The 21,666-nt window shown below is 65.5% G+C and carries 24 protein-coding genes; 9 read left to right on the top strand and 15 right to left on the bottom strand.

Translation table 11 applies throughout. The features are described from left to right. Nucleotides 1-27 precede the first annotated feature (27 nt). From G6N68_RS29670 to G6N68_RS29655, 4 genes are all read right to left on the bottom strand, one after another. On the bottom strand, nt 28-732 hold the full coding sequence (locus G6N68_RS29670) for an NIPSNAP family protein (protein WP_163719765.1): 705 nt from the start codon (nt 730-732) through the stop codon (nt 28-30). Further along, entirely contained in the window at nt 729-1,253 is a 525-nt protein-coding gene (locus G6N68_RS29665) for a hypothetical protein (protein WP_163719763.1), read from the bottom strand. The genes G6N68_RS29670 and G6N68_RS29665 overlap by 4 nt, the downstream gene beginning before the upstream one ends. A 98-nt stretch (nt 1,254-1,351) precedes the next feature. Then, nucleotides 1,352-2,521 (bottom strand): CaiB/BaiF CoA transferase family protein, encoded by a 1,170-nt coding sequence (locus G6N68_RS29660; protein WP_163719761.1) that lies wholly within the window; start codon nt 2,519-2,521, stop codon nt 1,352-1,354. Then, nucleotides 2,521-2,955, bottom strand: coding sequence for a DUF2834 domain-containing protein (locus tag G6N68_RS29655; protein ID WP_240355996.1), 435 nt, complete (start codon nt 2,953-2,955; stop codon nt 2,521-2,523). Before G6N68_RS29655 ends, G6N68_RS29660 begins: the two co-directional genes overlap by 1 nt. A gap of 461 nt (nt 2,956-3,416) precedes the next feature. On the opposite strand from G6N68_RS29655, the gene G6N68_RS29650 reads away from it, so the two are divergent. Together G6N68_RS29650 and G6N68_RS29645 are read left to right on the top strand one after the other, a co-directional pair. Continuing rightward, nucleotides 3,417-4,070: a hypothetical protein gene (locus G6N68_RS29650; RefSeq protein WP_163719759.1), complete on the top strand. Its 654-nt coding sequence runs from the start codon at nt 3,417-3,419 to the stop codon at nt 4,068-4,070. 105 nt (nt 4,071-4,175) lie between these two features. Further along, complete coding sequence (locus tag G6N68_RS29645; RefSeq protein ID WP_163719757.1) at nt 4,176-4,835, top strand: DUF427 domain-containing protein; 660 nt, start codon at nt 4,176-4,178, stop codon at nt 4,833-4,835. Here G6N68_RS29645 and G6N68_RS29640 read toward each other — a convergent pair. The 3 genes from G6N68_RS29640 to G6N68_RS29630 are packed head-to-tail and all read right to left on the bottom strand — an operon-like array spanning nt 4,811 to nt 7,788. After that, nucleotides 4,811-5,971 carry an acyl-CoA dehydrogenase family protein gene (locus G6N68_RS29640; protein WP_163719755.1) on the bottom strand — a complete coding sequence of 387 codons (1,161 nt, stop codon included), beginning with the start codon at nt 5,969-5,971 and terminating at the stop codon, nt 4,811-4,813. The genes G6N68_RS29645 and G6N68_RS29640 overlap by 25 nt on opposite strands. Next, on the bottom strand, nt 5,972-6,892 hold the full coding sequence (locus tag G6N68_RS29635; RefSeq protein ID WP_163719753.1) for an LLM class F420-dependent oxidoreductase: 921 nt from the start codon (nt 6,890-6,892) through the stop codon (nt 5,972-5,974). Between the two features lie 5 nt (nt 6,893-6,897). Next, a complete protein-coding gene (locus tag G6N68_RS29630; protein WP_163720079.1) occupies nt 6,898-7,788 on the bottom strand; it encodes an acyl-CoA thioesterase in 891 nt (296 codons plus the stop codon). Between the two features lie 130 nt (nt 7,789-7,918). Between G6N68_RS29630 and G6N68_RS29625 the strand changes: the two genes are divergently transcribed. Genes G6N68_RS29625 through G6N68_RS29615 form a run of 3 tightly spaced genes read left to right on the top strand, consistent with a single transcriptional unit; the run spans nt 7,919 to nt 10,139 of the window. After that, complete coding sequence (locus tag G6N68_RS29625; protein ID WP_163720077.1) at nt 7,919-8,749, top strand: SMP-30/gluconolactonase/LRE family protein; 831 nt, start codon at nt 7,919-7,921, stop codon at nt 8,747-8,749. 20 nt (nt 8,750-8,769) lie between these two features. Then, complete coding sequence (locus tag G6N68_RS29620; protein WP_163719751.1) at nt 8,770-9,594, top strand: thioesterase family protein; 825 nt, start codon at nt 8,770-8,772, stop codon at nt 9,592-9,594. After that, the gene (locus tag G6N68_RS29615; protein ID WP_163719749.1) at nt 9,591-10,139 is read left to right on the top strand and encodes a TetR/AcrR family transcriptional regulator; all 549 of its coding nucleotides are present in this window, start codon (nt 9,591-9,593) and stop codon (nt 10,137-10,139) included. Before G6N68_RS29620 ends, G6N68_RS29615 begins: the two co-directional genes overlap by 4 nt. A gap of 7 nt (nt 10,140-10,146) precedes the next feature. On the opposite strand, the gene G6N68_RS29610 is transcribed toward G6N68_RS29615, so the two are convergent. The 3 genes from G6N68_RS29610 to G6N68_RS29600 are packed head-to-tail and all read right to left on the bottom strand — an operon-like array spanning nt 10,147 to nt 13,382. Further along, nucleotides 10,147-11,472, bottom strand: coding sequence for an FAD-binding oxidoreductase (locus G6N68_RS29610; protein WP_163719747.1), 1,326 nt, complete (start codon nt 11,470-11,472; stop codon nt 10,147-10,149). Between the two features lie 24 nt (nt 11,473-11,496). Next, entirely contained in the window at nt 11,497-12,246 is a 750-nt protein-coding gene (locus G6N68_RS29605) for a glucose 1-dehydrogenase (protein WP_163719745.1), read from the bottom strand. 35 nt (nt 12,247-12,281) lie between these two features. Then, entirely contained in the window at nt 12,282-13,382 is a 1,101-nt protein-coding gene (locus G6N68_RS29600) for an NAD(P)H-dependent amine dehydrogenase family protein (protein ID WP_163719743.1), read from the bottom strand. An 89-nt stretch (nt 13,383-13,471) separates the two neighbouring features. On the opposite strand from G6N68_RS29600, the gene G6N68_RS29595 reads away from it, so the two are divergent. Then, on the top strand, nt 13,472-14,383 hold the full coding sequence (locus G6N68_RS29595; protein WP_163719742.1) for an alpha/beta hydrolase: 912 nt from the start codon (nt 13,472-13,474) through the stop codon (nt 14,381-14,383). Nucleotides 14,384-14,485: 102 nt separating this feature from the next. After that, nucleotides 14,486-16,000: a PE family protein gene (locus G6N68_RS29590; protein WP_163719740.1), complete on the top strand. Its 1,515-nt coding sequence runs from the start codon at nt 14,486-14,488 to the stop codon at nt 15,998-16,000. A gap of 11 nt (nt 16,001-16,011) precedes the next feature. Here G6N68_RS29590 and G6N68_RS29585 read toward each other — a convergent pair whose 3' ends face one another. After that, on the bottom strand, nt 16,012-16,635 hold the full coding sequence (locus G6N68_RS29585) for a TetR/AcrR family transcriptional regulator (protein WP_163719738.1): 624 nt from the start codon (nt 16,633-16,635) through the stop codon (nt 16,012-16,014). Between the two features lie 145 nt (nt 16,636-16,780). Between G6N68_RS29585 and G6N68_RS29580 the strand changes: the two genes are divergently transcribed. Then, nucleotides 16,781-16,906 (top strand): hypothetical protein, encoded by a 126-nt coding sequence (locus tag G6N68_RS29580; RefSeq protein ID WP_163719736.1) that lies wholly within the window; start codon nt 16,781-16,783, stop codon nt 16,904-16,906. A 48-nt stretch (nt 16,907-16,954) separates the two neighbouring features. On the opposite strand, the gene G6N68_RS29575 is transcribed toward G6N68_RS29580, so the two are convergent. The 4 genes from G6N68_RS29575 to G6N68_RS29560 are packed head-to-tail and all read right to left on the bottom strand — an operon-like array spanning nt 16,955 to nt 20,321. Beyond that, entirely contained in the window at nt 16,955-18,379 is a 1,425-nt protein-coding gene (locus tag G6N68_RS29575) for an NAD(P)(+) transhydrogenase (Re/Si-specific) subunit beta (RefSeq protein WP_163719734.1), read from the bottom strand. Next, on the bottom strand, nt 18,376-18,714 hold the full coding sequence (locus G6N68_RS29570; protein ID WP_163719732.1) for an NAD(P) transhydrogenase subunit alpha part 2: 339 nt from the start codon (nt 18,712-18,714) through the stop codon (nt 18,376-18,378). The genes G6N68_RS29575 and G6N68_RS29570 overlap by 4 nt, the downstream gene beginning before the upstream one ends. Nucleotides 18,715-18,716: 2 nt before the next feature. Continuing rightward, nucleotides 18,717-19,826, bottom strand: a complete 1,110-nt coding sequence (locus G6N68_RS29565) for a Re/Si-specific NAD(P)(+) transhydrogenase subunit alpha (protein WP_163719731.1) — start codon at nt 19,824-19,826, stop codon at nt 18,717-18,719. A gap of 33 nt (nt 19,827-19,859) precedes the next feature. Beyond that, nucleotides 19,860-20,321, bottom strand: a complete 462-nt coding sequence (locus tag G6N68_RS29560; RefSeq protein WP_163719729.1) for a nuclear transport factor 2 family protein — start codon at nt 20,319-20,321, stop codon at nt 19,860-19,862. 133 nt (nt 20,322-20,454) lie between these two features. Here G6N68_RS29560 and G6N68_RS29555 point away from each other — a divergent pair, with 133 nt between their 5' ends. Continuing rightward, entirely contained in the window at nt 20,455-21,666 is a 1,212-nt protein-coding gene (locus G6N68_RS29555) for an acyl-CoA dehydrogenase family protein (protein WP_163720075.1), read from the top strand.

The raw sequence follows: 21,666 nt of genomic DNA, 5'->3' as shown, positions 1-21,666 counted from the left end.
AGTCGGTCGGAGCGGCTGTGCTGGCGTTCACTGCAGCGGTGACGGCGGTAGGGCCTGCAGGATGGAGTCTTCCCACCCGTCGCGCAGTGCCGGGGCCACACTCATCCAGGTGACGATCTCCGCGGGTGGGCTGTCCTTCCAGGATGGGTAGTGGTTGGCAAAGCACTCCCAGCCGCCGTCCAGGGCCCAGTAGTGGATGACCTCGTTGAAACGGAAGGTGGTGGTGAAGGAACCCAGCCAGCGTTTGCCGGTGCGCTCCGACCACGGGACGTAGAGGCGTTCCAGTTCGCGGATGTAGTCGTCCTGGCGACCGGGCTTGGTCTGCATGATCTCCTGGATCACCAGCGGCGCAGTGAAACTGGCTTCTTGCAGCTGGGCCAGTGTCTTGTTGCTGGGTCCGGCGTACATGATGCGACCCTCACCCGAGGCACCGATGTCGGCCAGAAATGCGGCCCACTTCTCGGCCGCGGCCTGATGACTGCCGCCCCGCGCTTGGGCCGCCCCGATCCTCGCATAATCGGCGAACCCATCGATTTCCCAAATGATGGTCGCCTGCGGCCAATGGCCGTTGTATGGGGTGGTCTCCCAGATGGCGAAGAGACGCGCGCCGAGCTCGGCCATCATCGGCTGGTAGGTGTCGACGAACACCTCGGTGAAGCGATCGCTACGGCCGGACCCCAGCGCGATCGTCTCGTGCAGATAGAGCAGCGTGTGACCGTAGTACTTCTTCATGCGGTCAGCATGGCCTCACAGGGATCAATTGCACGGTAAGGGATTCCGGCTGCGATCAAAGCCTGCCCCTTGAATGCCCGCGCCGCGGCGCTGAGCACGTGCTCCACCCGGCGCATCCCACGATTCACGCCGAGCGGCCAACCCTCACCCCACAGCGCCACCTCAACCATGCGCCGGTCCAGCGCCTCGCGCACGAGGGCACGAACGCAATCATTCGTAGTGAAGGCCTCGGCGCTGATCGCCAAATTGTGGCTTCCAGCTTCCGGGTAGGCGTCGAGGGCCGCCACGTGCACGCCCAGGATCTCCAGTGGCCGACTGCCGCCCAGGTCGGGCAGTAACACGGTGACCTCCCAGCCGGCCATGACCCGGTCGCACAGCCACCCCCCGGCCGCCTGCACAACGTCCGAAGCGCTAGCGGCAATCACGTCGAGTCGGTAGCGCAGCGATTCGCCGTCCGGGCGGGGTCGGCGGGTGGTGCTGCGTTCCTGCTGATTGCTGATGTCGAAAGTCGGAGTGACCATACATATCCCCCGGCGGATCGGCGCGTCATGGGCTGTACCCCGACAGCGTGACATTTTCGCGCGAATTTGTAAAGGTCTGCGGGTGGCTCGCGCGACGTCTATCCGCGGCGCCGTTCGGATAGTTCGGCCAGAATTTCGTCGGTGTGCTGGCCGAGTTTCGGTGCCGCGGATCGCGGCGCCCACGGGGTCCCGTGGAAATCCGCGGGGGTGGCGACCATCGGCACGCTCGACTGTTCGTCCGGCACGTCGACGATCCCACCCGCGGCGTGAAACTGCTCGTCGGCGACCACATCTTCGAGGCTGTTGATCGGCGACCAGAAGAAGTCCGGCTCCTCGGCGAAGATGTCCGCCCATTCCGCCAGCGACTTGGTGGCGAAGATTTCGTCGAGTTGGGCGATGAGTTGTACGGCGTTGGCCGCGCGGTTGCGCGGGTCGCGGTATTGGGGGTCGTCCAGCCACTCCGGCCGGTCGACGGCCCGGCACAGGGCGGGCCAGTGGCGATCGACCTCCAAGCCGACTATCCAGAACCCGCGTCCGTCGCTGGCGGTGTAGTTGTTCATGCAGGGATTGCGCATCGTCTCGCGTTGTCCGACCGCGATCGGTTGGCCGGTGAGCAGATAGGTGTTGAGGTCGAAGCTCACCGTGTAGGCGCCCTGCCGGTACAGCGAGGTCGTCACCAGCTGACCGGTGCCGGTTCGCTCGCGGGCGAGCAGCGCCGCGCACACGGCCGCGGCCAGCGTCATCCCGGCCGAGTGATCGCCCATGCCGCCGCGCTGAAACGGCGGCGTGGCGCCCGGCTGGGTGAGCAGGTGAGCGACGCCGGCGCGAGCCCAGAAGGCCGCGACGTCGTACGCGGCCCGATCGGCATCGGGCCCGGTTTCGCCGTATCCGGTGATCAGCCCGTACACCAGGCGAGGGTTGTGCGCGGACAGCGATTCGAAGTCCAGCCCCAGCCGCCGCAGCGCCTCTGGCCGCACATTCGTCACGAAAACGTCTGCGTCCGAGAGTAATTCGAGTGCAGTGTCACGGCCGGTCTCGGTGGTCAGGTCCAACACGATGCTGCGCTTGGACCGGTTGTCCATCTCGAAGGGCGGATTGACACCGAGGTCGCAACCCAGCATGCGACCGAAGGTGCGGCCCGGATCACCGGTGGGCGGTTCGATCTTGACGACGTCGGCGCCCCAGTCGGCCAGGATGCCGGCGGTGGCCGGTCCCGCCACCCAGACCCCGAGTTCGACGACCCTGATGCCCTCGACTGGACCCGCCATCACCCGAGGTCTACCCAGATCGTCAGGGCCGCCACCGCGACGGCCAGAACGGTCAGCAGCACCGTGTCCAACATCGGCAAGTGGGGCGCGTCTGACTCGCCCATGCGCAGTTCACGTGCGATCAGGAACAGCGGGAACGTGACGCTGATCGCGATGGTGAACCCGCCGGCGATGTAGAGCCACACGAACTTGACGCCATGCTTCCTCGCTTCGATCACCATCAAGATGACGGCGGCAAGCAGAAACAACAGAATGTCAGCCGTCAGCGACCGGGAAGCCGGCGTGACCTTGGCGTCGTTGAGAAAGGCGCCCAGGAACTGGCCAGGCTTGTCGAAGTACGCCACATTCTGACTCCACGTGGCAATGAGCGCGGCGAGGGCGATAGCGCCGTACACGGCGCACAGGACCTTGCGGGAGGTGGGGATAGTTGTCACCAACTCACAGTAGAACGAGCATCTCTAGAAGGTGGCTCCTCGGGTGGCGGTCGCCCCGGCCGCCCCACTTACTGAGCCTGAAGATTTGCAGGAGAAGTTCGAGTGAGGACCTGCAGGATTTCAGGCTCGGCGCTGACGCTGCCACGCCTGACGACGCCGACGAGCGAAACTTGCTGACCACGATCTCGTTCTTCTGCTGCCGCTGAAGCCTGCACCGCTCATTGATCGGGCGCTGCTGACGATTATGCCTGCGTACCCGCAGAATTCGACTCCCGCTGTACCGCCCGCATCGGCGCAGCACGGTCGGCGCGGTCTAGCTCGCCGTCTTTAGGACCTGCCAATCACACTAACCGTCAATGGTTTTCACCCGATTATGGTGACTACGGAAGCAGCTGACCTCGCGATTTGTCGGGAGTGCAGATCGTTGGCGCCGTTCGCGTGCGGCGTGGGACGATTTGCTGATGGATCAGGACGATTCCAACGCGCGCAAAGCGGATTTGCGACCGGCCCAAGATGGTGCCGCAAAGGCGCCCCCACAGACACCCGGCTATCTGCGGCGGGGTCGACTAACGCTGTTAGGCCGTATAGCGATTGCTGTCACCCTCTTCGTGGGTGGACTGATTGTCGTCATCGTCGGCGTTGAGGCGAGGCTGAGCGGTGCAGAGCGGCTCGGTTTCGTGGTACTCGGAGCCGCACTCATGCTCTTGAGCGCGCTGCTTCCCGTCCGTTGGATAGTGAACTTCAAGGCGGAAACCGCCAAGGAGCAGGCGCTGCGAAAGCCCGGTACTGTCGAACTTCTCACGGCCGCATCAACTTTCAAAAGGTCCGCAGATGGAAATTCCTGGGAACTCAGGAGTGAGCTGCAGATCCTCCTGGACAGTGGCCCCACCTTTCGCGGGCCCTACCGCACGGCCGTGGAGGACTGGCGGTTGGAAGACTGGGGACGACCTCTTGACGCATGGTTTCGTGTCGGTGCGACTCTGCGGTGTCTGTACAACCCGACAAATCCCGACCAAGTGCTGGTGTTCCCGCACGCCACCCGGGGTACCGAAGTTACGTACAACGAACTCACCACTACGGGGCCGGACCATGTCTGGTTCTACTCGGCGACATAAGGCGCGTCTCGCACGACGCGGCCGTGGTGGGGATGGGGCACGACACCTCACTCGAAGTACATTGCCGACTATGACGACAAGCGCGAACGTGAGATCGTCGAATCCATGAGCCTGGTAACCGGACACGGCCCACTCAGCAGCAATCCAGCGGGGCGTTTCCATCCCCCGATTCCGCCCGGCGTTGTCTACGTCGAACCGCATCCGCGCCGCGTCCAAGCGTTCAAAGACGGCGCCCCGGTCATAGACACCGAGCGCGCGCTTCTGGTCCACCGGCCGGACCGACCGCTCAGTTACGCCTTCCCCACCGAAACAATCACAGACCTGCCCAGCGAACCAGTGGCCGAAGCGCCCGGATACGTGCAAGTCCCGTGGGACGCGGTCGACACGTGGCTCGAGGAGGGGCGCGAACTCGTCCACTACCCGCCCAACCCGTACCACCGCATCGACTGCCGCCCCACCAGGCGCCGGTTGCGCGTCACCGACGGCGACACCACGTTGGTCGACACCGACGACACGGTGATCGTCTTCGAGACCGCCCTAACACCAAGGCTTTACGTCAGCCCAAGACACGTTCGACAAGACCTGCTGACACGATCGGATACCTCGAGCTACTGCAACTACAAGGGCGTCGCGACATACTGGTCCAGCCCCACCACGAAGGACGTTGCCTGGAGCTACGAGGACCCCTACCCCGAAAGCCTGCACATCAAGGGGTTTTTCAGCTTCGATGACACCAAAGTTCAGGTGGACGCCGAACTTCCATAGGCGGGCTTGCCAAGTCTCAGTTCATGCTGGGCGATCATGTTCCGGAACACTTCCAGGGTTCCGCCGTAGATTCCGGTCGGCACTGCCAGCCGGAACAGGTACTCCGCCGCGCCATCTCCCGCCGAGCCGGCGACGTCGACCGGCAATGCCGACGCCGAACCCGCCACGTCCATCAGTTCGGCGGAGATATCCCGCATGGTCTGCGCGATCGCGACGCGCCCGTACATTCCGGGTGTGGACAACGCGGCCTCCAGTCGCGCGATGCTGCGGCCCAGTCGATGCACTACGGATTCGTCATCACGGTCCACGATCGAGGCCACCGTGTCCAGCGCCTCGGCCGCGATCGAGCCATGCTCGGACATTGCCGAAAGATTTTGCAGCCCATGGTCTTCCCGCTCGACCAGCCCGTGCTCAGAATCCAGCGCGGCCCGCATGACCGTCCACCCGGCATTGACCTCGCCGATGCGGTAGAGGTCGTCCACCCGCACATCGCTGTAGTAGACGATGTTGGTGCGGTCGTCGTCGACGGTGCGAATGGGTTGAATTTCGATGCCCGGCGAATCCAGCGGCACCAGAAACATGGTCAGATTCTTGTGCTTGGGGCCCTGGGGATCGGTATTGGTCAGCAGGAAGACATACCTGGCGTTCTGCGCGTTGGAGGTAAACATTTTGGAGCCGTTGACAATCCACGCGGAACCGTCGCGCACGGCCCTGGTCTTGCAAGTGGCGACATCCGACCCACCCTCGGGCTCGGTGTAGCCGAGGCAAAGCCGGATCTCTCCGGACAGCACCCCGGGCAGCACCAACTCCGTCAACTCCGGCGCACCGAATTGCTGCACCAGCCGCGCGACGACCGAAGTCGTTCCCCAGTGGTACCAAGGCGTGTGAGCGCGGCCGATCTCGAGGTGGAAGATGCGCCGCTGAACCGCGGTGAAGCCACCCTCAGACTCCGGCGTCCAGTCCCCGGCCAGGTAGCCCGCGGCGCCCAACGCCAAATGCACACCCTCGTCGAAGTTTTCGCCCGTTTCCCGATCACGCCGACGCACCTCGTCGGTCACGTGCTCGGTCAGGAAGGCGCGTGTCCGTTCCTGAAATGCCTTGTCCTCGTCGGAAAGCGCAACTCGTGCGAAGTCCATCTAGATCACGTCGATGACTTGGGTACGGAATTGTTCGATGCTGTCCAGCACATGCGCCATGCTGTCGCCGGGCAGGTGGACCTGCACCCAGGTGACGCCGAGCGCGGCCAGTTTGTCCAGGCCCCCAAGGTAGGCGTCGGCGTTGAAGCTTTCGCTGCCGGGGAAACCGCCCTCGAAGTTGCTGAACGTAATGTCGATCGCCGACGAGTCCTTGCCGGCCGCATCCAGGCGGCGGCGCAGATCGTCGATGCCCGCGGCGAGCTTTTCCAGCGAGTCGATGGAAGCGGTTCCGGCCGTGCGGGCCAGGCCCGCTGGAGCAGGAAACGGGCACCAACCGTCCCCGTAGTCGACGACGCGCTGCCGGGCGGCAGCGGTATTGCCGCCGATCCAGATCGGTGGGTTCGGCTGACTGACTGGCCGTGGGTGCGCCGTGATGCCGCGGGCGCTGAAATGCTTTCCCTCGTAGGAAATGTCGTCGGTGGTCCAGATCGCCCGGATGACCTGCAGCGCCTCCTCGAACAGCTCGGCGCGTTCGTCGTAGGAGACACCCAGGGCGGAGAATTCCCGCTTGAGATAGCCGACACCGACGGCGAGCGTGAACCGGCCGCCCGAGAGCAGATCCAACGTCGCACCGGATTTGGCCACCACGAACGGATTTCGGTAGGGCAACACCACGATGTTGGGAATCAGCCGCAACGTCGAAGTCCGTGCCGCCGCGAAACCCAGTGCCACGAACGGGTCTAGGGCGTCGTGACCACCGGCTTCCAGCCACCGCTGCGACGGGGCCGGGTGGTCGGTGAAGCCGAACCCGGCAAAACCGGCCGCCTCGGCCGCCGCCGCCACCGTCGCGATGCCGTCCCCGCTCGCCAATTCAGGGTTGTAGGGATGACTGTGCATCGGGTGGGTGATGGCGAAACGCATGGCACCTAGAACCGCGAACGCGCGTCGATGGACGTGTCGGTGGTGCGTAGCGGTCGAATCAACGCTTCCTGGGCAAAGGACGCCAGCAGCTCACCGGCTTCGGTGTGCACGGTGCCGCGGACATAGGACATTCCCGCGCCGACTTGGGTGCTCTCATGGGTGTAGAGCAGCCACCCGTCCCAGCGCACCGGCTCGTGGAAGGACACAAAGATCGTCATCGGCGCCGTGGACACGGTGAGGTGCGCCTGACTGGTGCCGATCCCCGGATGCGCGCGCATCGTGGTCGAGATCCCGAGGTGACCGGTGAAGTACGCGACGAGCGCCTTGGCCAGGTCGTCCCGCGCCGGCACGGGGTCGTAGTGCAGCCACGCGTACAGCTCGGGAGGCCCGACTTCGTCGGGGCTGTTGACGTCGACCACATCGACGAGCCGCAATTCCCGCCCGATCATCGGCATGTCCGAGACGTTGGCCTCAGCGGGACCCTTAACGTCGGGAAGCGGCAGTTGGTGACGGATCACGTCCTCCGTCGGGACGTCGGCAAGGATCGTCACACTCACACAGCGGCGGCCGTTCTGCATTGCGGCGACGACGGCCGTCGCCGTCGACCTGCCCTCGTTCACCACGTCGAGGACGAGTTCGATGGGGGGGCCGACGGCCACGGCCCGGGAGAACACCGCGTGCGCCGAGCGCACCGACTTGCCCTGGAACCGTTGCGCCACAGCCACAATCGCTTGCGCCACCACCTGGGTGCCCTCGACCACCTGGCGGCCGTCCTGGCCCGGGAGCCCGGTGTCGGCGACGAATCGATCGGGTCCGTCGGGCCGCACTTCGAATAGGTCCAGCAGCGCTTCGACCGTCCATTGCACCTGTTCGGAATCTGTCGTCACAGCGCACAGCGTGACATTTTGAGCCTTATTTGTAAAGGTCGCCACGGCGTCGCCAGGTTCGCCCCGTGCGGACATCTCGTTGACAGCGACACCCGAAGTGCGTGACACTTTTGCCGTGATTTGTAAAGGCTTGACGGGCCTGGTCCCGACACCGCTGACCAGCGGCTTTTGCTTCGGTGAGGGACCGCGCTGGTTCGAGGGACTGCTGTGGTTTTCGGACATGCTGGGCGAGGCGGTGCACACCTCGGACATGCGTGGTTCGCTGACCACCCTGCCGTTGCCCGGCCACACGCCGTCCGGCCTCGGATTCCGGCCCGACGGGACGCTGCTGATCACCTCGGCCGAGGACCGACTGGTGCTGGGCTACGACGGCGACACCGTCGACCTCGTCGCCAACCTGGCAGACCTGGCTCCGGCCAACCTGGGCGACATGGTCGTCGACGGCCTGGGGCGCGCCTACATCGGCGTGCAGGCCTTCACCGGTGGCGTCATCATCCGCCTCGATCCCGACAAAGATCCCGACCACAGCGCCACCGTCGTCGCGACCGACCTCGACTTTCCCAACGGAATGGTCATCACCCCCGACCACCGGAGGCTGATCGTCGCCGAATCGATGGCCCGGCGCCTGACCGAGTTCACCATTGGCGGCGACGGCGCGCTGCACGATCGCCGGGTGTTCGCCGACGGTTTGGACGGGCCACCGGACGGCATTGCCCTGGACGCCGAGGGCGGAGTATGGACGGCCATGACACTGGCGCACCAGTTCGAACGGATCGCCGCCGACGGGGAGGTGACCGACCGCATCGACATGGGCGACCGGGTCGCCATAGCCTGTGCACTCGGTGGGCCCGAGCGCCGCACGTTGTTCCTGCTGTCGAGCACGGATGCCTACCCCAAGCGGTTGGCCGGCACCCGGCTCTCCCGCTTGGACGCGGTGACGGTAGACATTCCCGGCGCCGGACTGCCCTGACCCAGGACCAAGAGGGAAAGATGACCGACTCCTACTACGAGCTGATCGACGACGCCGATCCGCTGGGCGAGAAGTTCCGGGCCACGGACCTGGCCCGAGGCACCTGGTCGGCGGCGATACAGCACGGCGCACCGGTGTCGGCGTTGCTGGTCCGTGCGCTGGAACGCGTCGCCCGACGCGACGACACCAGGCTCAGCCGCGTGGTCATCGATTTGTTGGGTGCGGTGCCCGCGGAAGGGGACCTGTGGGTTCGGTCGCAACTCGACCGCGGCGGCAAGCAGATCGAATTGGTGAGCGCCGAAATGCTGGCGCTCGGCCCCGACGGCGAGCCGCGCCCGGTCGCGCGGGCCAGCGGCTGGCGCTTGCAGCACCAAGACACCCAGGCCGTCGCGCACGCTGCGGCGCCCCCGCCCCGGCCAAGATCCGAGGCGCAGGACCGCAATCTCGCGGCCATGAAATGGGACCGCAACTACGTGCACAGCCTGGAATGGCTCTGGCTGACCGAACCGCTGCGCCCCGGTCCTGGCGAGTCCTGGATCAAGCCGATAGCCGACCTGGTCACCGGGGAGACGATGACGCCGCTGGAACGGCTGTTCGCGGTTGCCGACTGCGCCAACGGCATCGGAAGCAAGCTCGACATCACCAAATGGACGTTCCTCAACACCGATCTGGCCGTGCATGTGTTCCGGGTCCCCGAGGGCGAATGGATCGGTATTCGAGCCGAGACCAGCTACGGTCCCGACGGCATCGGGACAACGATCGGAACACTGTTCGACGAGCAAGGCGCGGTCGGGGCGATTCAACAGTCCGTGTTGGTCCGCAAGCGTCCGGAGAGGCAGTCATGAACCAGGCAGTCCCAGTGCCGGATGTCAACGGCGTCGACACCCCAACTCGCCAACGAATCCTGGCGGCCACCGCTGAGGTGCTCGGTCGCAACGGACAGACCAAGCTCAGCCTGTCGGAGGTCGCCGCTCAGGCCGGGGTATCGCGCCCCACGCTTTACCGCTGGTTCGGCTCCAAACAGGAGTTGCTGTCCGCTTTTTCAAGCTACGAGCGCCAGGTTTTCGAAACAGGTCTGGCCGAAGCGACCGCGGGACTCAAGGGGGTGGATCGGCTCGAAGCGGCGTTGCAGTTCATCGTCGATTTTCAGTACTCCTACTCGGGGGTGCGCATGGTCGACGTCGAGCCCGAGCACGTCATCGCACAGGTGTCCCGTGTCATTCCGGAAATGCGGGCCGGTCTAGAACGGCTGCTCCCCGGACCCAACGCGGCCGTCAAGGCGGCGACGGTGATCCGAATTGCCATCTCCCACTACATCGTTCGCAGCGACGATGCCGACGAGTTCCTGGCGCAGCTGCGACACGCCGTCGGGCTGAAAAACCCCGGCTGAGCACACCTCACTCGAACAACACGGCAGCATTCAGATAGCCGGTCGGGTCCAACGCGGCTTTCACCGCTCGCATCGCGGCGATGTCGGCGGCCTCCCGCGACATTCCGAGGTAGGCGCGTTTGCGGCTGCCGACCCCATGCTCGGAGCTGACATTGCCGCCGCACTCGGCGATCAGGTCCATCATGGCCGCGTACAAGCCCGGCTCCTGCTCGGGCGCACAACGAAGCACGTTGAGGTGCAGGTTGCCTTCGCCGATGTGGCCGAACAGCACCGGCATTGCCTCCGGAACTACAGCACCCACCAAATTGACTGCTTCCCTAGCGAATTCGCCGATAGCCGACAACGGCAACGAGACGTCGAACTTCACTGGCGACCCATATTTGCCCAACACGTCGGCCAGCGATTCCCGGACCCGCCACAACCGTTGTTGCGCAGCGCTATCCACCCCCACCGCCGGCTCCGCGCACACCCGCACTTCGGACAGTAACGCCGCGAGTCGTTCGGTCTGGTCGTGGTCGGCGGCCAATTCCACCAGCAACAACCAGTCACCTTCGACGGGCCGTTCCCCGCTCAACTCCGCGGCCCGGCCGTCCACCAGTTCCAGCGCGGCGATGCTTGAGACATCGCGGAATACCCGTCCGGCGTCAACGAGCGCATCCAGGTCGGCGAAGCCGCACACCGCCGTCACCCGGTGCGACGGCACCGGATGTAGCCGTAGGTCCAGGGCGGTGATGACCCCGAGAGTGCCTTCGGCGCCGACGAACAACGCGGGTAGGTCGTAGCCGGTGTTGTCGCGGCGAACCCGACTGTGCCTGCGCAGCACCGACCCGTCCGGCAGCGCCACGTCCAACCCGACCACCTGCTCGGCCATGTTCCCGTAGCGCACCGTGCGCAGACCTCCGGCGTTGGTCGACGCCATGCCACCCACCGTCGCGGTGTCGCGCGCGGAGAGGTCCACCCCGAACACGAACCCGGCGGCGCTGGCGGCCCGCTGCACCGCGGCCAGCGTGGCACCGGCTCCGACCGTCACGCGGCGTTCGACGGAGTCGATTTCGCCTACAGCGCTTAGCCTTTCGGTGGACAGCAGCACGTCATCATGCTCGGGAACGGTGCCCGCGACCAGGGAAGTGCGGCCGCCCTGGACGGTGACGTACGCCCCCGCATCCCGGCACACCCGCAAGACCGCGGCGAGCTCTTCGGCCGACGCCGGCCGCACCAGGGCGCTGGCTCGGCCGTGGTACCGGCCCGTGTAGTCGACGCTGCGACCGGCGAGCACGTCGGGATCGGTGACGACGTGGTTCGAGCCCACCACGGTGGCCAGGCTCGCGAGCATGCGCTAAGCCCCCATCTCGCGGACTTATCCGGCGCTGAAGTCTTTGTGGTTCACGTCCGTTACCAGACCGCCGTCGACGATGAACTCACTGCCCGTTGCGTAGGACGCCTCGTCGCTGGCGAGGAACACCACGAAGGTCGCGACTTCGCGTGCGTCGGCGGCGCGCCCGAGCGGGATGGTGACCATGTCCTCGGGCAGGTGGGCGGTCATCGGCGTGCGGATGAACCCCGGGTGCAGCGAGTTCACCCGGATGTTCAACGGCGCGAGTTCCAGCGCCGCCGACTTGGTGATGCCACGCACCCCCCACTTGGACGCGACATAGGGGTGCACCAGCGGCGCGCCGCGGATCCCCTCGATCGAGGACACGTTGATGATCGACCCACCGCCGGCCTCCGTCATCGGGTCGACGGCCGCCCGCATACCCAGAAAGGTGCCGGTCAGGTTGACGTCAATCACCTGCTGCCACTTGTCCATTCGGAACTCACGCAAGGGACCCGCCGCGACGATCCCGGCGTTGTTGACCAGCACATTGAGCTTGCCAAATTCCCCGACGGCCGTCGCAACCGCCGCTTCCCACTGCTCGAGTTGGGTGACGTCAAGGTGGACGTAGCGGGCCGAGTCGCCTAGCTCTGCGGCCAGGGCGCCGCCCTCGTCGTCACGCACGTCGCCAATCACCACCTTGGCGCCCTCCTGCACCAGCAGCCGCGCGTCTTCGGCACCCATGCCCCGCGCACCGCCGCTGATGAGTGCAACCTTGCCGTCTACCCGTCCCATGCAGTCGGGCTCCTTCCCGTTAATCCGTTGGTCCGTTAGGTGGTTACCAAGCCGGTTGGTGCGAATATCCCTTTGCCCGGTATCAGGGGCAGGTCGAGTGTCGTCCGGATGCCCGGCGGCGCGGCGACCACTGCGGGAACGGCGTTGACGATCCGTCCGGCGGCACCCAGGATCGCTGCGTAGTTGTGGTCACCATTACGGCTACTCGGAACGATATCGACGGTGTAGGAGGGCTCGCCGGTGATCTCCACCCGGTACGAACCCCCGCCGGCGGCCGGCTGCGGCCAGTCGGGGCGCAAGTCGGGCCGCAGCCGGGTGATGTGTTCGATGACGATCGCGGGATGTCCGTTGACCATGCCGCGGATTTCGAACTGCAGGCCGGCCAGCGTGCCCTTGGGCACCCGTCCCACCGCGATGTCGAAGTCTTCCGGCGCCGGTTCCCGTTGAATCGACTGGGTGATCTCGTCCACCTCGATGCCGAGCCCGGCGGCCAGTTGTCGGATCGCCGTTCCCCAGGCGAAGGTCAACACACCGGGCTGCAGCAGCATGGGGGCCTCGCCTGGCGGCAGATCCAGTGGCCGGCCGAACCCCATGTAGTGCATGACCTCGGCGCCGTCGTAAGACGCGTAGTCGGCGATCTCCATGCAGCGCACCTGCTCGACGCGCTGGCAGGTTCCAGTGAGCGCGAAGGGAATCAGGTCGTTGATGAACCCCGGGTCCACACCCGTGATGAATACGCTCGAATTCCCTTTCTGGGCAGCGTCTTCCACGCGTGCGATGTATTTGTCGGGCATGACGCCCCACGGGTACTGCAGCAATCCGGGCGACGATCCCACCACGTTGATGCCGGCGGCCAAGATGCGCATGATGTCGGACATCGCGTCGGGTATGCGGGTGTCGCCCATGGCGCAATAGACGACGCATTCCGGCCGCGTGGCCAACACAGCGTCAAGGTCGTCAACGGCCGCTATGCCGGTGCGCACGTCGACTCCGGCCATTTCTCCGGCGTCGCGGCCCACCTTTTCCTTCGTCGAAACGCATAGGCCCGTCAATTCGAATTGCGGGTTGGTGACGAGTTCAATCAGGGCCAGCCGACCGACATTTCCAGTGCCAACGTGGGCGACGCGAATCGCCATGACAGCCCTCCGTCCGACGTGCAGCTCTGCAACTTTCTAGACGGTAGTCCATGATTTTTCGGCCGATCGAGCCGCACTATGGTTGGCCCATGGCCGTACGTGAGGACGTCACCTTCACCGTTGGCGCCTCCGGTAAAGACCGGATCAGCGCCTGGTTCTACCGGCCGACGAGCGATGGCCCAGTCCCCGTGCTGGTGATGGCACACGGCCTGGGCGCCGTGAAAACCATGCGGTTGGACGCCTACGCCGAGAGGTTCAGCGCGGCCGGCTACGCCTGCCTGGTGTTCGACTACCGCAACTTCGGCGACAGCGAAGGGCAGCCGCGCCAGCTGCTCGACATCAAGATGCAGCTCGAGGACTGGTCCGCGGCCGTCGCCTACGCACACACCCTCCCCGGCGTCGACAAGAGCCGAATCACCTTGTGGGGAACGTCTTTTAGCGGAGGCCATGTCATCGCCACGGCGGCGCGGCTGCCTGGCATCGCCGCGGTGGTGTCGCAGTGTCCGTTCACCGACAGCGTCGCTTCCCTGCGCGCGATCAGCCCGGTGACCGTCGCGCGCATCACGGCGCGGGCGGTGCGCGACCTCATCGGGGCTCACGCCGGCAAGCCACCGGTGATGATCCCGACCGCAGCCAAGCCGGGCGACTTGGGGTTGATGACCGCACCGGATGCCTACCCCGGTTACCTGCGATTGGTGCCCGAAGGCCCGGCCGGCGCCACGATGCGCAACGAGGTCGCGGCCCGTTTCGGACTGAAACTCAGCACCTACCGTCCGGGCCGCAGCGCCAAGCAGGTCCGTTGTCCAATCCTGTTCTGGGTGTGCGAGACCGACTCGGTGGCGCCGGCCGGCCCAACGCTGCGATATGCCGCCCAAGCCCCCCGCGGCGAGGTAAAGACCTATCCCGAAGGCCATTTCGACATCTATGTCGGCGAGGCTTTCGAGCGCGTGATCGCCGACCAAATCTCCTTTCTCGACAAGCACCTCCGAACCGTTACCTAAGAAGATTGTCGAAATGCCGGACGTACCGGCGGGGCCGTTTTAGTCTCTCGGCATTACCTAATACCCGCGGTAGCGGATTAGCGGGTGGGGGAGGACGGGGAAATGTCGTACGTAGTTGCTGCCCCTGAGTTGCTGGCGTCCGCAGCCACCGACGTGCAGGGCATCGCGGCGGCCGTCAACGCGGCCAACGCTGCGGCCGCAGCCCGGACAACCGGCCTGCTGGCAGCGGCCGAAGATGAGGTATCCGCCCTGGCTGCGGCGTTTTTCAACGCCTACGCGCAGGAATACCAGGCGGTGGTCAAACAGGCCGGCCTCTTCGAGAGTCAGTTCACCCAGGCGCTGGCCGCCGCGAGCAACGCCTACGCGCAGGCCGAAGCGGCCAACGCGGCCCGGGTATCGACCGCGCTCAACTCGATCAACGCGCCCATCCAAGCGTTCTTGAACGGCGCCGCGGCCCCCGCGGCGGTCCCCGGTGGCGGTGGCGCCGTCGCCCTTGGCGCCCCGCCGCAAAGCCTGAACCTGGTGGGCAACATAACCGCGCTGATCATGGGCGGCACCAACAACCCGAAGCCGTCCAGCGGGTACATCAACGACATCAACACCCGGTTCATCCAGACGCTGTTCCCGGGCGCCATCCCGAAGGGATTGTTCACGCCCGAACAGTTCTGGCCCGTCACACCGGATCTCGGCAACATGACGTTCACCCAGTCCATCACCAAGGGCATGCAGCTGCTCGATCAGGCGGTCCACACCGAACTGCTCGCCAATAACAGCGTCGCCGTCTTCGGCTACTCGCAGAGCGCCTCGATCATCAGCAACTACATCGAAAGTCTTGCGGCGGCGGGCTTCCCCAACCCGAATGACCTCGCCTTTGTGATGGTGGCCAGCGGCAACAATCCCGTCGGCGGCCTGCTGGCACGCTTCCCGGGCTTCTACATCCCGTTCCTCGACGTTTCGTTCAACGGCGGGACCTTGGCGAACACTCCGTACGAGACGCACATCTACACGCTTCAATACGACGGCATCGGCCACACGCCGCAGTATCCGCTCAACATCCTGTCCGACATCAACGCCATCATGGGTTACTTCTTCGTGCACGGCGGCGTGACGGACCTGACGGCGGCCGACCTGGCCAACGCGGTTCCGCTACCCACGTCCCCGGGCTACGCCGGCAACACGTCGTACTACATGTTGCTGACGCAGGATCTGCCTCTGTTGCAGCCGATCCGCAACATCCCATTCGCCGGCCCGGTCGTCGCCGACATCTTCCAGCCGGTGCTCCGGGTGATGGTCGACCTGGGTTACTCCGACTACGGACCCACCGGCATGTACGCGGACATCTCGACCCCAGCCGCGCTGCTCAACATTCCCAACCCGCTCACGGTGGGCTACTACCTGCTCACCGGGAGCTTGCTGGGGCCCTACGGCGCCGCGGTGGGACTCGGCGTAGATATCGGATTGTGGGGTCCGGAGCACTTCCCGGACGTCTATCCGTGGATCCCCTCGACCAACCCAGGGCTGAACATCAACTTCGGCCAGCAACAGGTGACATTGCTGTCGCTGCTCAGCGGCAGCCTGGGCGACGCTCTGCACATCATCCCGCCCATCGACTGGTGAGCCCTGCGGGTTCAGGAACCCAGCGGCGACGTCGTTCGAATCGTCTCGTCGCGGATCAACCCGCGCAGCAGCGCCTTACTGAACTCGGCGGCAATCTCCTCGGCGGTGCGCCGTCCGTGCGGGCGCAGCCAGCGGTAGCTGCCTAACGTCATCCCGATGTAGCCCAGCGCCACCACGTGGGAGTCGCACTCATAGAACTCGCCACTGGCGATCCCGCGGTCGATCACGCCGTGCACGTGCTCGTAGACCTGGGCTTCCTTCTCCCGGACCTCTGCCACCTGTTCGGGCGTGAACCACTCGGTGATGTAGGGCTGCTCCTGGAAGTACACGGCCGCGCGCTCCGGATTGTCCGCGATACCGACCAGCAGTCGCGCCGTGTATTGGTACAGCGCCTCGCGCGCCGTCCAGGACGGGTCGTCGTGCAGGGCGGCCAGCGTGCCTTCGGCCGCCTGGCGATAAATGTCGAAGAGGATCAGCGATTTGCTGGCGTAGTAGTGGTAGACCGTCGCCTTGTTCAAGCCGACCACGTCGGCAACGTCGTCCATCCGCGTTCCGTGATACCCACGTGCCGCGAACAGCTTGGTCGCGACGGCCAGCAACTCCTCACGGCGGGAGAGCCCGGTTTCAGATGCCATCCGTTACTCGCTAACTGCCTCTACCAATCAACTGGTTGTTCAGTTTATGCAAGGCCGCCGCAGCCTGTTGCACCGACGCCGATGTGATTAGACTTGGTAACGGAGTACGTCGCGAAACGATGACGAGCGCAAAGGTGGGAGCCCCATGGACCCGAGCCCTGACTACGACGTGAGCGACGAAATCGAGTTCTTCTTCGGATACCTCACCTGGGGCCTGCGGGGCGTCGAGTCCGGCAACGGCTATCCGCCGCCGTCCTACCCGCCCGTTTAGACCTTTAGTGGCCGTGACCCGCTAGCGAGCTAGCGGGTCCAGAGATACCTAGAGAGCCTTCAACTCCTCAGCGACCTCGGTCACCGATTTCTTCGCGTCGCCGAACAGCATCGTGGTGCCCTCGCCGTAGAACAGCGGGTTGTCGATGCCCGCGAATCCCGAGTTCATCGACCGCTTGAGCACAATCACCGACTTGGCCTTGTCCACGTTGAGGATCGGCATGCCGTAGATCGGGCTGGATGAATCGTTACGGGCCGCGGGGTTGGTGACGTCGTTGGCGCCGATGACGATCGCGACGTCGGTACGCGCGAACTCGTCGTTGATGTCGTCCATGTCCTTCATGGCGTCGTAGTCGACCTCGGCCTCGGCCAGCAGCACGTTCATGTGCCCGGGCATCCGGCCGGCCACCGGGTGGATGGCGTACTTCACCGTCACACCCTTGTCCTCGAGCAGCGACGCCATGTCCTTCACCGCGTGCTGCGCCTGCGCGACGGCCAGGCCGTAGCCCGGCACCACGATCACCTGGTTGGCGTAGGCCATCTGAATCGCGGCGTCCGCCGCCGAGGTGGACTTGACGTGCTTGTCGCCGCCACCATCGCCGCTGGGGGCCACGCCGCCGCCACCGAAACCACCGGCGACGATGGCCGGGATCGAGCGGTTCATCGCCTTGGCCATCAGGTTGGTCAGGATCGAGCCGGACGCGCCGACGATCATGCCGGCCACGATCATGGCGGTGTTGTTCAACGCCAACCCGGCCGCCGCGGCCGAGAGGCCGGTCATCGCGTTCAGCAGGGAGATGACGACGGGCATGTCGGCGCCGCCGATCGGCAGCACCACCATCAGGCCCAGCACACCCGCCGCGGCCAGCAGTCCGATCATCCACCACAACGGTGCTCCCCCGGTGCCGGGATGCGCGTTCACGCCGATGTACACCGCGGCCGCCACGGCCCCGGCCAGCAGCAGCAGGTTTACCGGTTGCTGCAATTTACCGAAGCCGATCGGCGCGCCGGAGATGATCTCCTGCAGCTTGCCGAACGCGATGATCGAGCCCCAGAACGAGATCGAACCGATGATCGCGGCGAACAGCGAAGCGACCACGATGTGCACGGTCGGCGATTCACCGTGCTGGAAGTCGGAGAAGCCGGACGTCTGAATGAACTCCGACAACGCGATGAGGGCGACGGTGCCGCCACCGACACCGTTGAAGAACGCCACCAGCTGCGGCATCGCGGTCATCTTGGTCAGCCGCGCGGGCGGCACCCCGAGCACGACACCCACCACCAGGCCCGCGATGATCAGCGGCCACTGGGTGGTGTTCCTGATCATGACCAGCGTGGCCCCGACGGCGATGGCCATGCCGACCGCGGCGATCAGGTTTCCGCGCACCGCGGTCTTGGGTCCCGTCAGGCCCATCAAACCGTAGATGAACAGCGAGAAGGCGAGGATGTAGAGGCTGATCACCAAGTAGTTCATTTGGCAATCGCCTCCTTCTCGTCGGCCTTGGCGGCCGGCAGGGGCTTCTTCTTGCCCTTGAACATGCCCAGCATGCGGTCGGTGACGATGAAGCCGCCGATGACGTTCAACGTGCCGAACACCACGGCCACAAACAGGATGATCTGCACGGCCAACGAGGGGTTCTCGACCCGGCCGAATACCACCAAGGCACCGAGCACCACGATGCCGTGGATGGCGTTGGTGCCCGACATCAGCGGGGTGTGCAGCGTGTTGGGCACCTTGGAGATCACCGCAAATCCGACGAAGCCGGACAGGATGAGAATCGCCAGGTTAGCTAGAAGTTCGTCGTACATCTCTAGGAGTCCTTCTCCGACTTTTGGCGGGTCACACACGATTCCGCGATGACTTCGTCGTCGAAGTCCGGGGCCAGTTTGCCGTCCTTGATCAACAGGTCCAGCAGCGCAGTGATGTTCTTGCTGTACAGCTCGCTGGCGTGCTCCGGCATCGTCGCCGGCAGGTTCAGCGGTGAGGCGATGGTGACGTCGTGCTTGACCACCGTCTTGCCCGGTTCGGTCAGCTCGCAGTTGCCGCCGGTCTCGCCGGCCAGGTCGACCACCACGCTGCCGGGCTTCATGGCCTCTACCGCCGCAGCGGTCACCAGCCTCGGTGCCGGCCGGCCCGGCACCAGCGCGGTGGTGATCACCACGTCGAAGCCGCTGATCGCCTTTTCCAGCGCCTGCTGCTGCTGGGCGCGCTCTTCTTCGGTGAGCTCTCGGGCGTACCCGCCCTCACCGGCGGCGTCTATGCCGACATCGAGCCACTGCGCGCCCACCGAGCGCACCTGGTCGGCCACCTCGGGCCGCACGTCGTAGCCGGTGGTCCGGGCGCCCAGCCGCTTGGCCGTCGCCAACGCCTGCAGCCCGGCCACGCCGACGCCGAGCACCAGCACCGTGGCGGGCTTCACCGTGCCCGCCGCCGTCGTCAACATCGGGAAGAACCGGGTCAGCTCCGACGCCGCCAGGAGTACCGCCTTATAGCCGGCCACGTTGGCTTGCGACGACAAAGCGTCCATCACCTGGGCCCGGGAGATACGCGGGATGGCCTCCAGGGCGAAGGCCTGCACGCCGGCCTGCTTCAGTGCGCCGATGGAGTTCTCGGCGTTGCGCGGTGCGAGGAAGCCGATCAGCGTCTGCCCGCTGCGCAGCCGGCCGACTTCTTCGGCGTTGGGCGGGGCGACCTTGACGACGATGTCGGCGCTCCATGCGTCCCCGATCGTGGCACCCGCGTCGGTGTAGAGCGCGTCGGGAAGCAGCGCCCCCTCCCCTGCACCGGCCTCGACAACGACCGCGACACCACTGCTGACCAGCGACGCGACCGCCTTCGGTACCAGCGCAACGCGCCGCTCGTCCGGTCCGGATTCGGCCACCACCCCGACCCGCAAGGCGTTGTTTTGCGCATCTGTCATGGCGCGTATGTCTACTTTCTGTACACTGCTGCACTACCAAAGAGATATTTCTCGGCCATGCTCCGCTGCAGGTCGAGCTCCGAAGTACCGCCGCTCGGTCTCAGCGATCGGCACATCGTTGATACTTGCTTCGCGGCGTGACATTAACCCGCTTGGGGTGAATTCCCAAAGTTCATTGCCGTAGCTGCGGTACCACTGGCCGTTCTGGTCGTGGCTTTCGTACTGAAACCGCACCGCGATGCGGTTGTCGTGGAAGCACCACAAACTCTTGCGTAGCGAGTAGTCGAGCTCGCGTTGCCACTTGCGAGTCAGGAACGCCACTATCTCTTCTCTACCGACGACGTGCTCGTCGCGGTTTCGCCATTCCGAGTCGACCGTGTAGGCCAGGCTGACGCGCTCGGGATCGCAGGTATTCCACGCGTCCTCCGCGGCCTGGACCTTCTGCAGCGCGGTCTCAAGGGTGAACGGAGGAAATGGCGGGCGAGACTCGGTCATGACCCGAACCTACGGCGAGCAGACACAAAATCGTATAAATCGACCCTCTCGCATACGAGTTTGCGTCTGCTCGTGCGCGCTCGCCCGTGGGGCGCCCAAGCGGGTGTCATATCGTGGCGGAATGGACTTTGCGATGTCGCCCAAGGCCATCGACTATCAGCAGCGGTTGACCGACTTCATGACGGAATACGTCTTTCCGGCCGAAGCCGAATACGAAAAGTACCGCCGGCAGGCGGGCCACGACGACCACACCGTTCCGCCGGTCGTCGAGGAGTTGAAGACCAAAGCCAAGGCGGCCGGACTGTGGAACCTGTTCCTGCCCGCGGTGTCGGGGCTGACCAACCTGGAATACGCCCCGCTGGCCGAGCTGACCGGCTGGAGCCTCGAGATCGCGCCCGAGGCGATCAACTGCGCGGCCCCGGACACCGGCAACATGGAAACGCTGCACCTGTTCGCCACCGAGGAGCAGCGCAAGCAGTGGCTGGAGCCGCTGCTGAACGGTGAGATCCGCAGCGCCTTCTCCATGACCGAACCGGCCGTTGCCAGCAGCGACGCCCGCAACATCGAGACGTCGATCGTGCGTGACGGCGGCGACTACGTCATCAACGGCCGCAAGTGGTGGACCTCCGGCGCGGCGGACCCGCGCTGCAAGATCCTCATCGTCATGGGCCGCACCAATCCCGATGCGGCGAGTCACCAGCAGCAGTCGATGGTCCTGGTTCCGATCGACACCCCCGGGGTCACGGTCGTGCGGTCGACAACGGTGTTCGGCTGGCAGGACCAGCACGGGCACTGCGAGATCATCTACGACAACGTCCGGGTACCGGTGACCAACCTGCTCGGCGAGGAGGGCAGTGGCTTCGCGATCGCCCAGGCCCGGCTGGGCCCGGGCCGCATCCACCACTGCATGCGCGCCCTCGGTGGGGCCGAACGCGCGCTGGCGATGATGGTGGACCGGGCGCAGAACCGGGTCGCCTTCGGCCGGCCGCTCTCCGAGCAGGGCGTGGTCCGCGAGGCGATTGCCAAGAGCCGCAACGAGATTGACCAGGCCAGGTTGCTGTGCGAGAAGGCCGCCTGGACGATCGACCAGCACGGCAACAAGGCGGCGCACCTGCTGGTGTCCCAGATCAAGGCGGTCGCACCGAAGGTGGCCTGCGACGTCATCGACCGCGCCATCCAGCTGCACGGGGCCGCCGGCGTCAGCGACGACACCGTGCTGGCCCGGCTGTACGGCTGGCATCGAGCCATGCGGATTTTCGACGGCCCCGACGAGGTGCACATGCGAACCATCGCCCGCGCCGAGCTCGGCCGCGAGAAGTCTCCGTTCGCCGCGGCGGTCACCTGA

The sequence above is a fragment of the Mycobacterium bourgelatii genome (assembly GCF_010723575.1).
GTDB lineage: Bacteria > Actinomycetota > Actinomycetes > Mycobacteriales > Mycobacteriaceae > Mycobacterium > Mycobacterium bourgelatii.
Note: the sequence above shows the minus strand (reverse complement) of the source record. Positions and strands in the feature narration are given on the sequence as shown.

Excerpts from the sequence above, each read along its gene's own strand:
- G6N68_RS29670 (WP_163719765.1), bottom strand. The coding sequence starts at position 732 with ATGAAGAAGTACTACGGTCACACGCTGCTCTATCTGCACGAGACGATC.
- G6N68_RS29665 (WP_163719763.1), bottom strand. The coding sequence starts at position 1,253 with ATGGTCACTCCGACTTTCGACATCAGCAATCAGCAGGAACGCAGCACC.
- G6N68_RS29660 (WP_163719761.1), bottom strand. The coding sequence starts at position 2,521 with ATGGCGGGTCCAGTCGAGGGCATCAGGGTCGTCGAACTCGGGGTCTGG.
- G6N68_RS29650 (WP_163719759.1), top strand. The coding sequence starts at position 3,417 with ATGGATCAGGACGATTCCAACGCGCGCAAAGCGGATTTGCGACCGGCC.
- G6N68_RS29645 (WP_163719757.1), top strand. The coding sequence starts at position 4,176 with ATGAGCCTGGTAACCGGACACGGCCCACTCAGCAGCAATCCAGCGGGG.
- G6N68_RS29640 (WP_163719755.1), bottom strand. The coding sequence starts at position 5,971 with ATGGACTTCGCACGAGTTGCGCTTTCCGACGAGGACAAGGCATTTCAG.
- G6N68_RS29635 (WP_163719753.1), bottom strand. The coding sequence starts at position 6,892 with ATGCGTTTCGCCATCACCCACCCGATGCACAGTCATCCCTACAACCCT.
- G6N68_RS29620 (WP_163719751.1), top strand. The coding sequence starts at position 8,770 with ATGACCGACTCCTACTACGAGCTGATCGACGACGCCGATCCGCTGGGC.
- G6N68_RS29615 (WP_163719749.1), top strand. The coding sequence starts at position 9,591 with ATGAACCAGGCAGTCCCAGTGCCGGATGTCAACGGCGTCGACACCCCA.
- G6N68_RS29610 (WP_163719747.1), bottom strand. The coding sequence starts at position 11,472 with ATGCTCGCGAGCCTGGCCACCGTGGTGGGCTCGAACCACGTCGTCACC.
- G6N68_RS29605 (WP_163719745.1), bottom strand. The coding sequence starts at position 12,246 with ATGGGACGGGTAGACGGCAAGGTTGCACTCATCAGCGGCGGTGCGCGG.
- G6N68_RS29600 (WP_163719743.1), bottom strand. The coding sequence starts at position 13,382 with ATGGCGATTCGCGTCGCCCACGTTGGCACTGGAAATGTCGGTCGGCTG.
- G6N68_RS29595 (WP_163719742.1), top strand. The coding sequence starts at position 13,472 with ATGGCCGTACGTGAGGACGTCACCTTCACCGTTGGCGCCTCCGGTAAA.
- G6N68_RS29590 (WP_163719740.1), top strand. The coding sequence starts at position 14,486 with ATGTCGTACGTAGTTGCTGCCCCTGAGTTGCTGGCGTCCGCAGCCACC.
- G6N68_RS29585 (WP_163719738.1), bottom strand. The coding sequence starts at position 16,635 with ATGGCATCTGAAACCGGGCTCTCCCGCCGTGAGGAGTTGCTGGCCGTC.
- G6N68_RS29580 (WP_163719736.1), top strand. The coding sequence starts at position 16,781 with ATGGACCCGAGCCCTGACTACGACGTGAGCGACGAAATCGAGTTCTTC.
- G6N68_RS29575 (WP_163719734.1), bottom strand. The coding sequence starts at position 18,379 with ATGAACTACTTGGTGATCAGCCTCTACATCCTCGCCTTCTCGCTGTTC.
- G6N68_RS29570 (WP_163719732.1), bottom strand. The coding sequence starts at position 18,714 with ATGTACGACGAACTTCTAGCTAACCTGGCGATTCTCATCCTGTCCGGC.
- G6N68_RS29565 (WP_163719731.1), bottom strand. The coding sequence starts at position 19,826 with ATGACAGATGCGCAAAACAACGCCTTGCGGGTCGGGGTGGTGGCCGAA.
- G6N68_RS29560 (WP_163719729.1), bottom strand. The coding sequence starts at position 20,321 with ATGACCGAGTCTCGCCCGCCATTTCCTCCGTTCACCCTTGAGACCGCG.
- G6N68_RS29555 (WP_163720075.1), top strand. The coding sequence starts at position 20,455 with ATGTCGCCCAAGGCCATCGACTATCAGCAGCGGTTGACCGACTTCATG.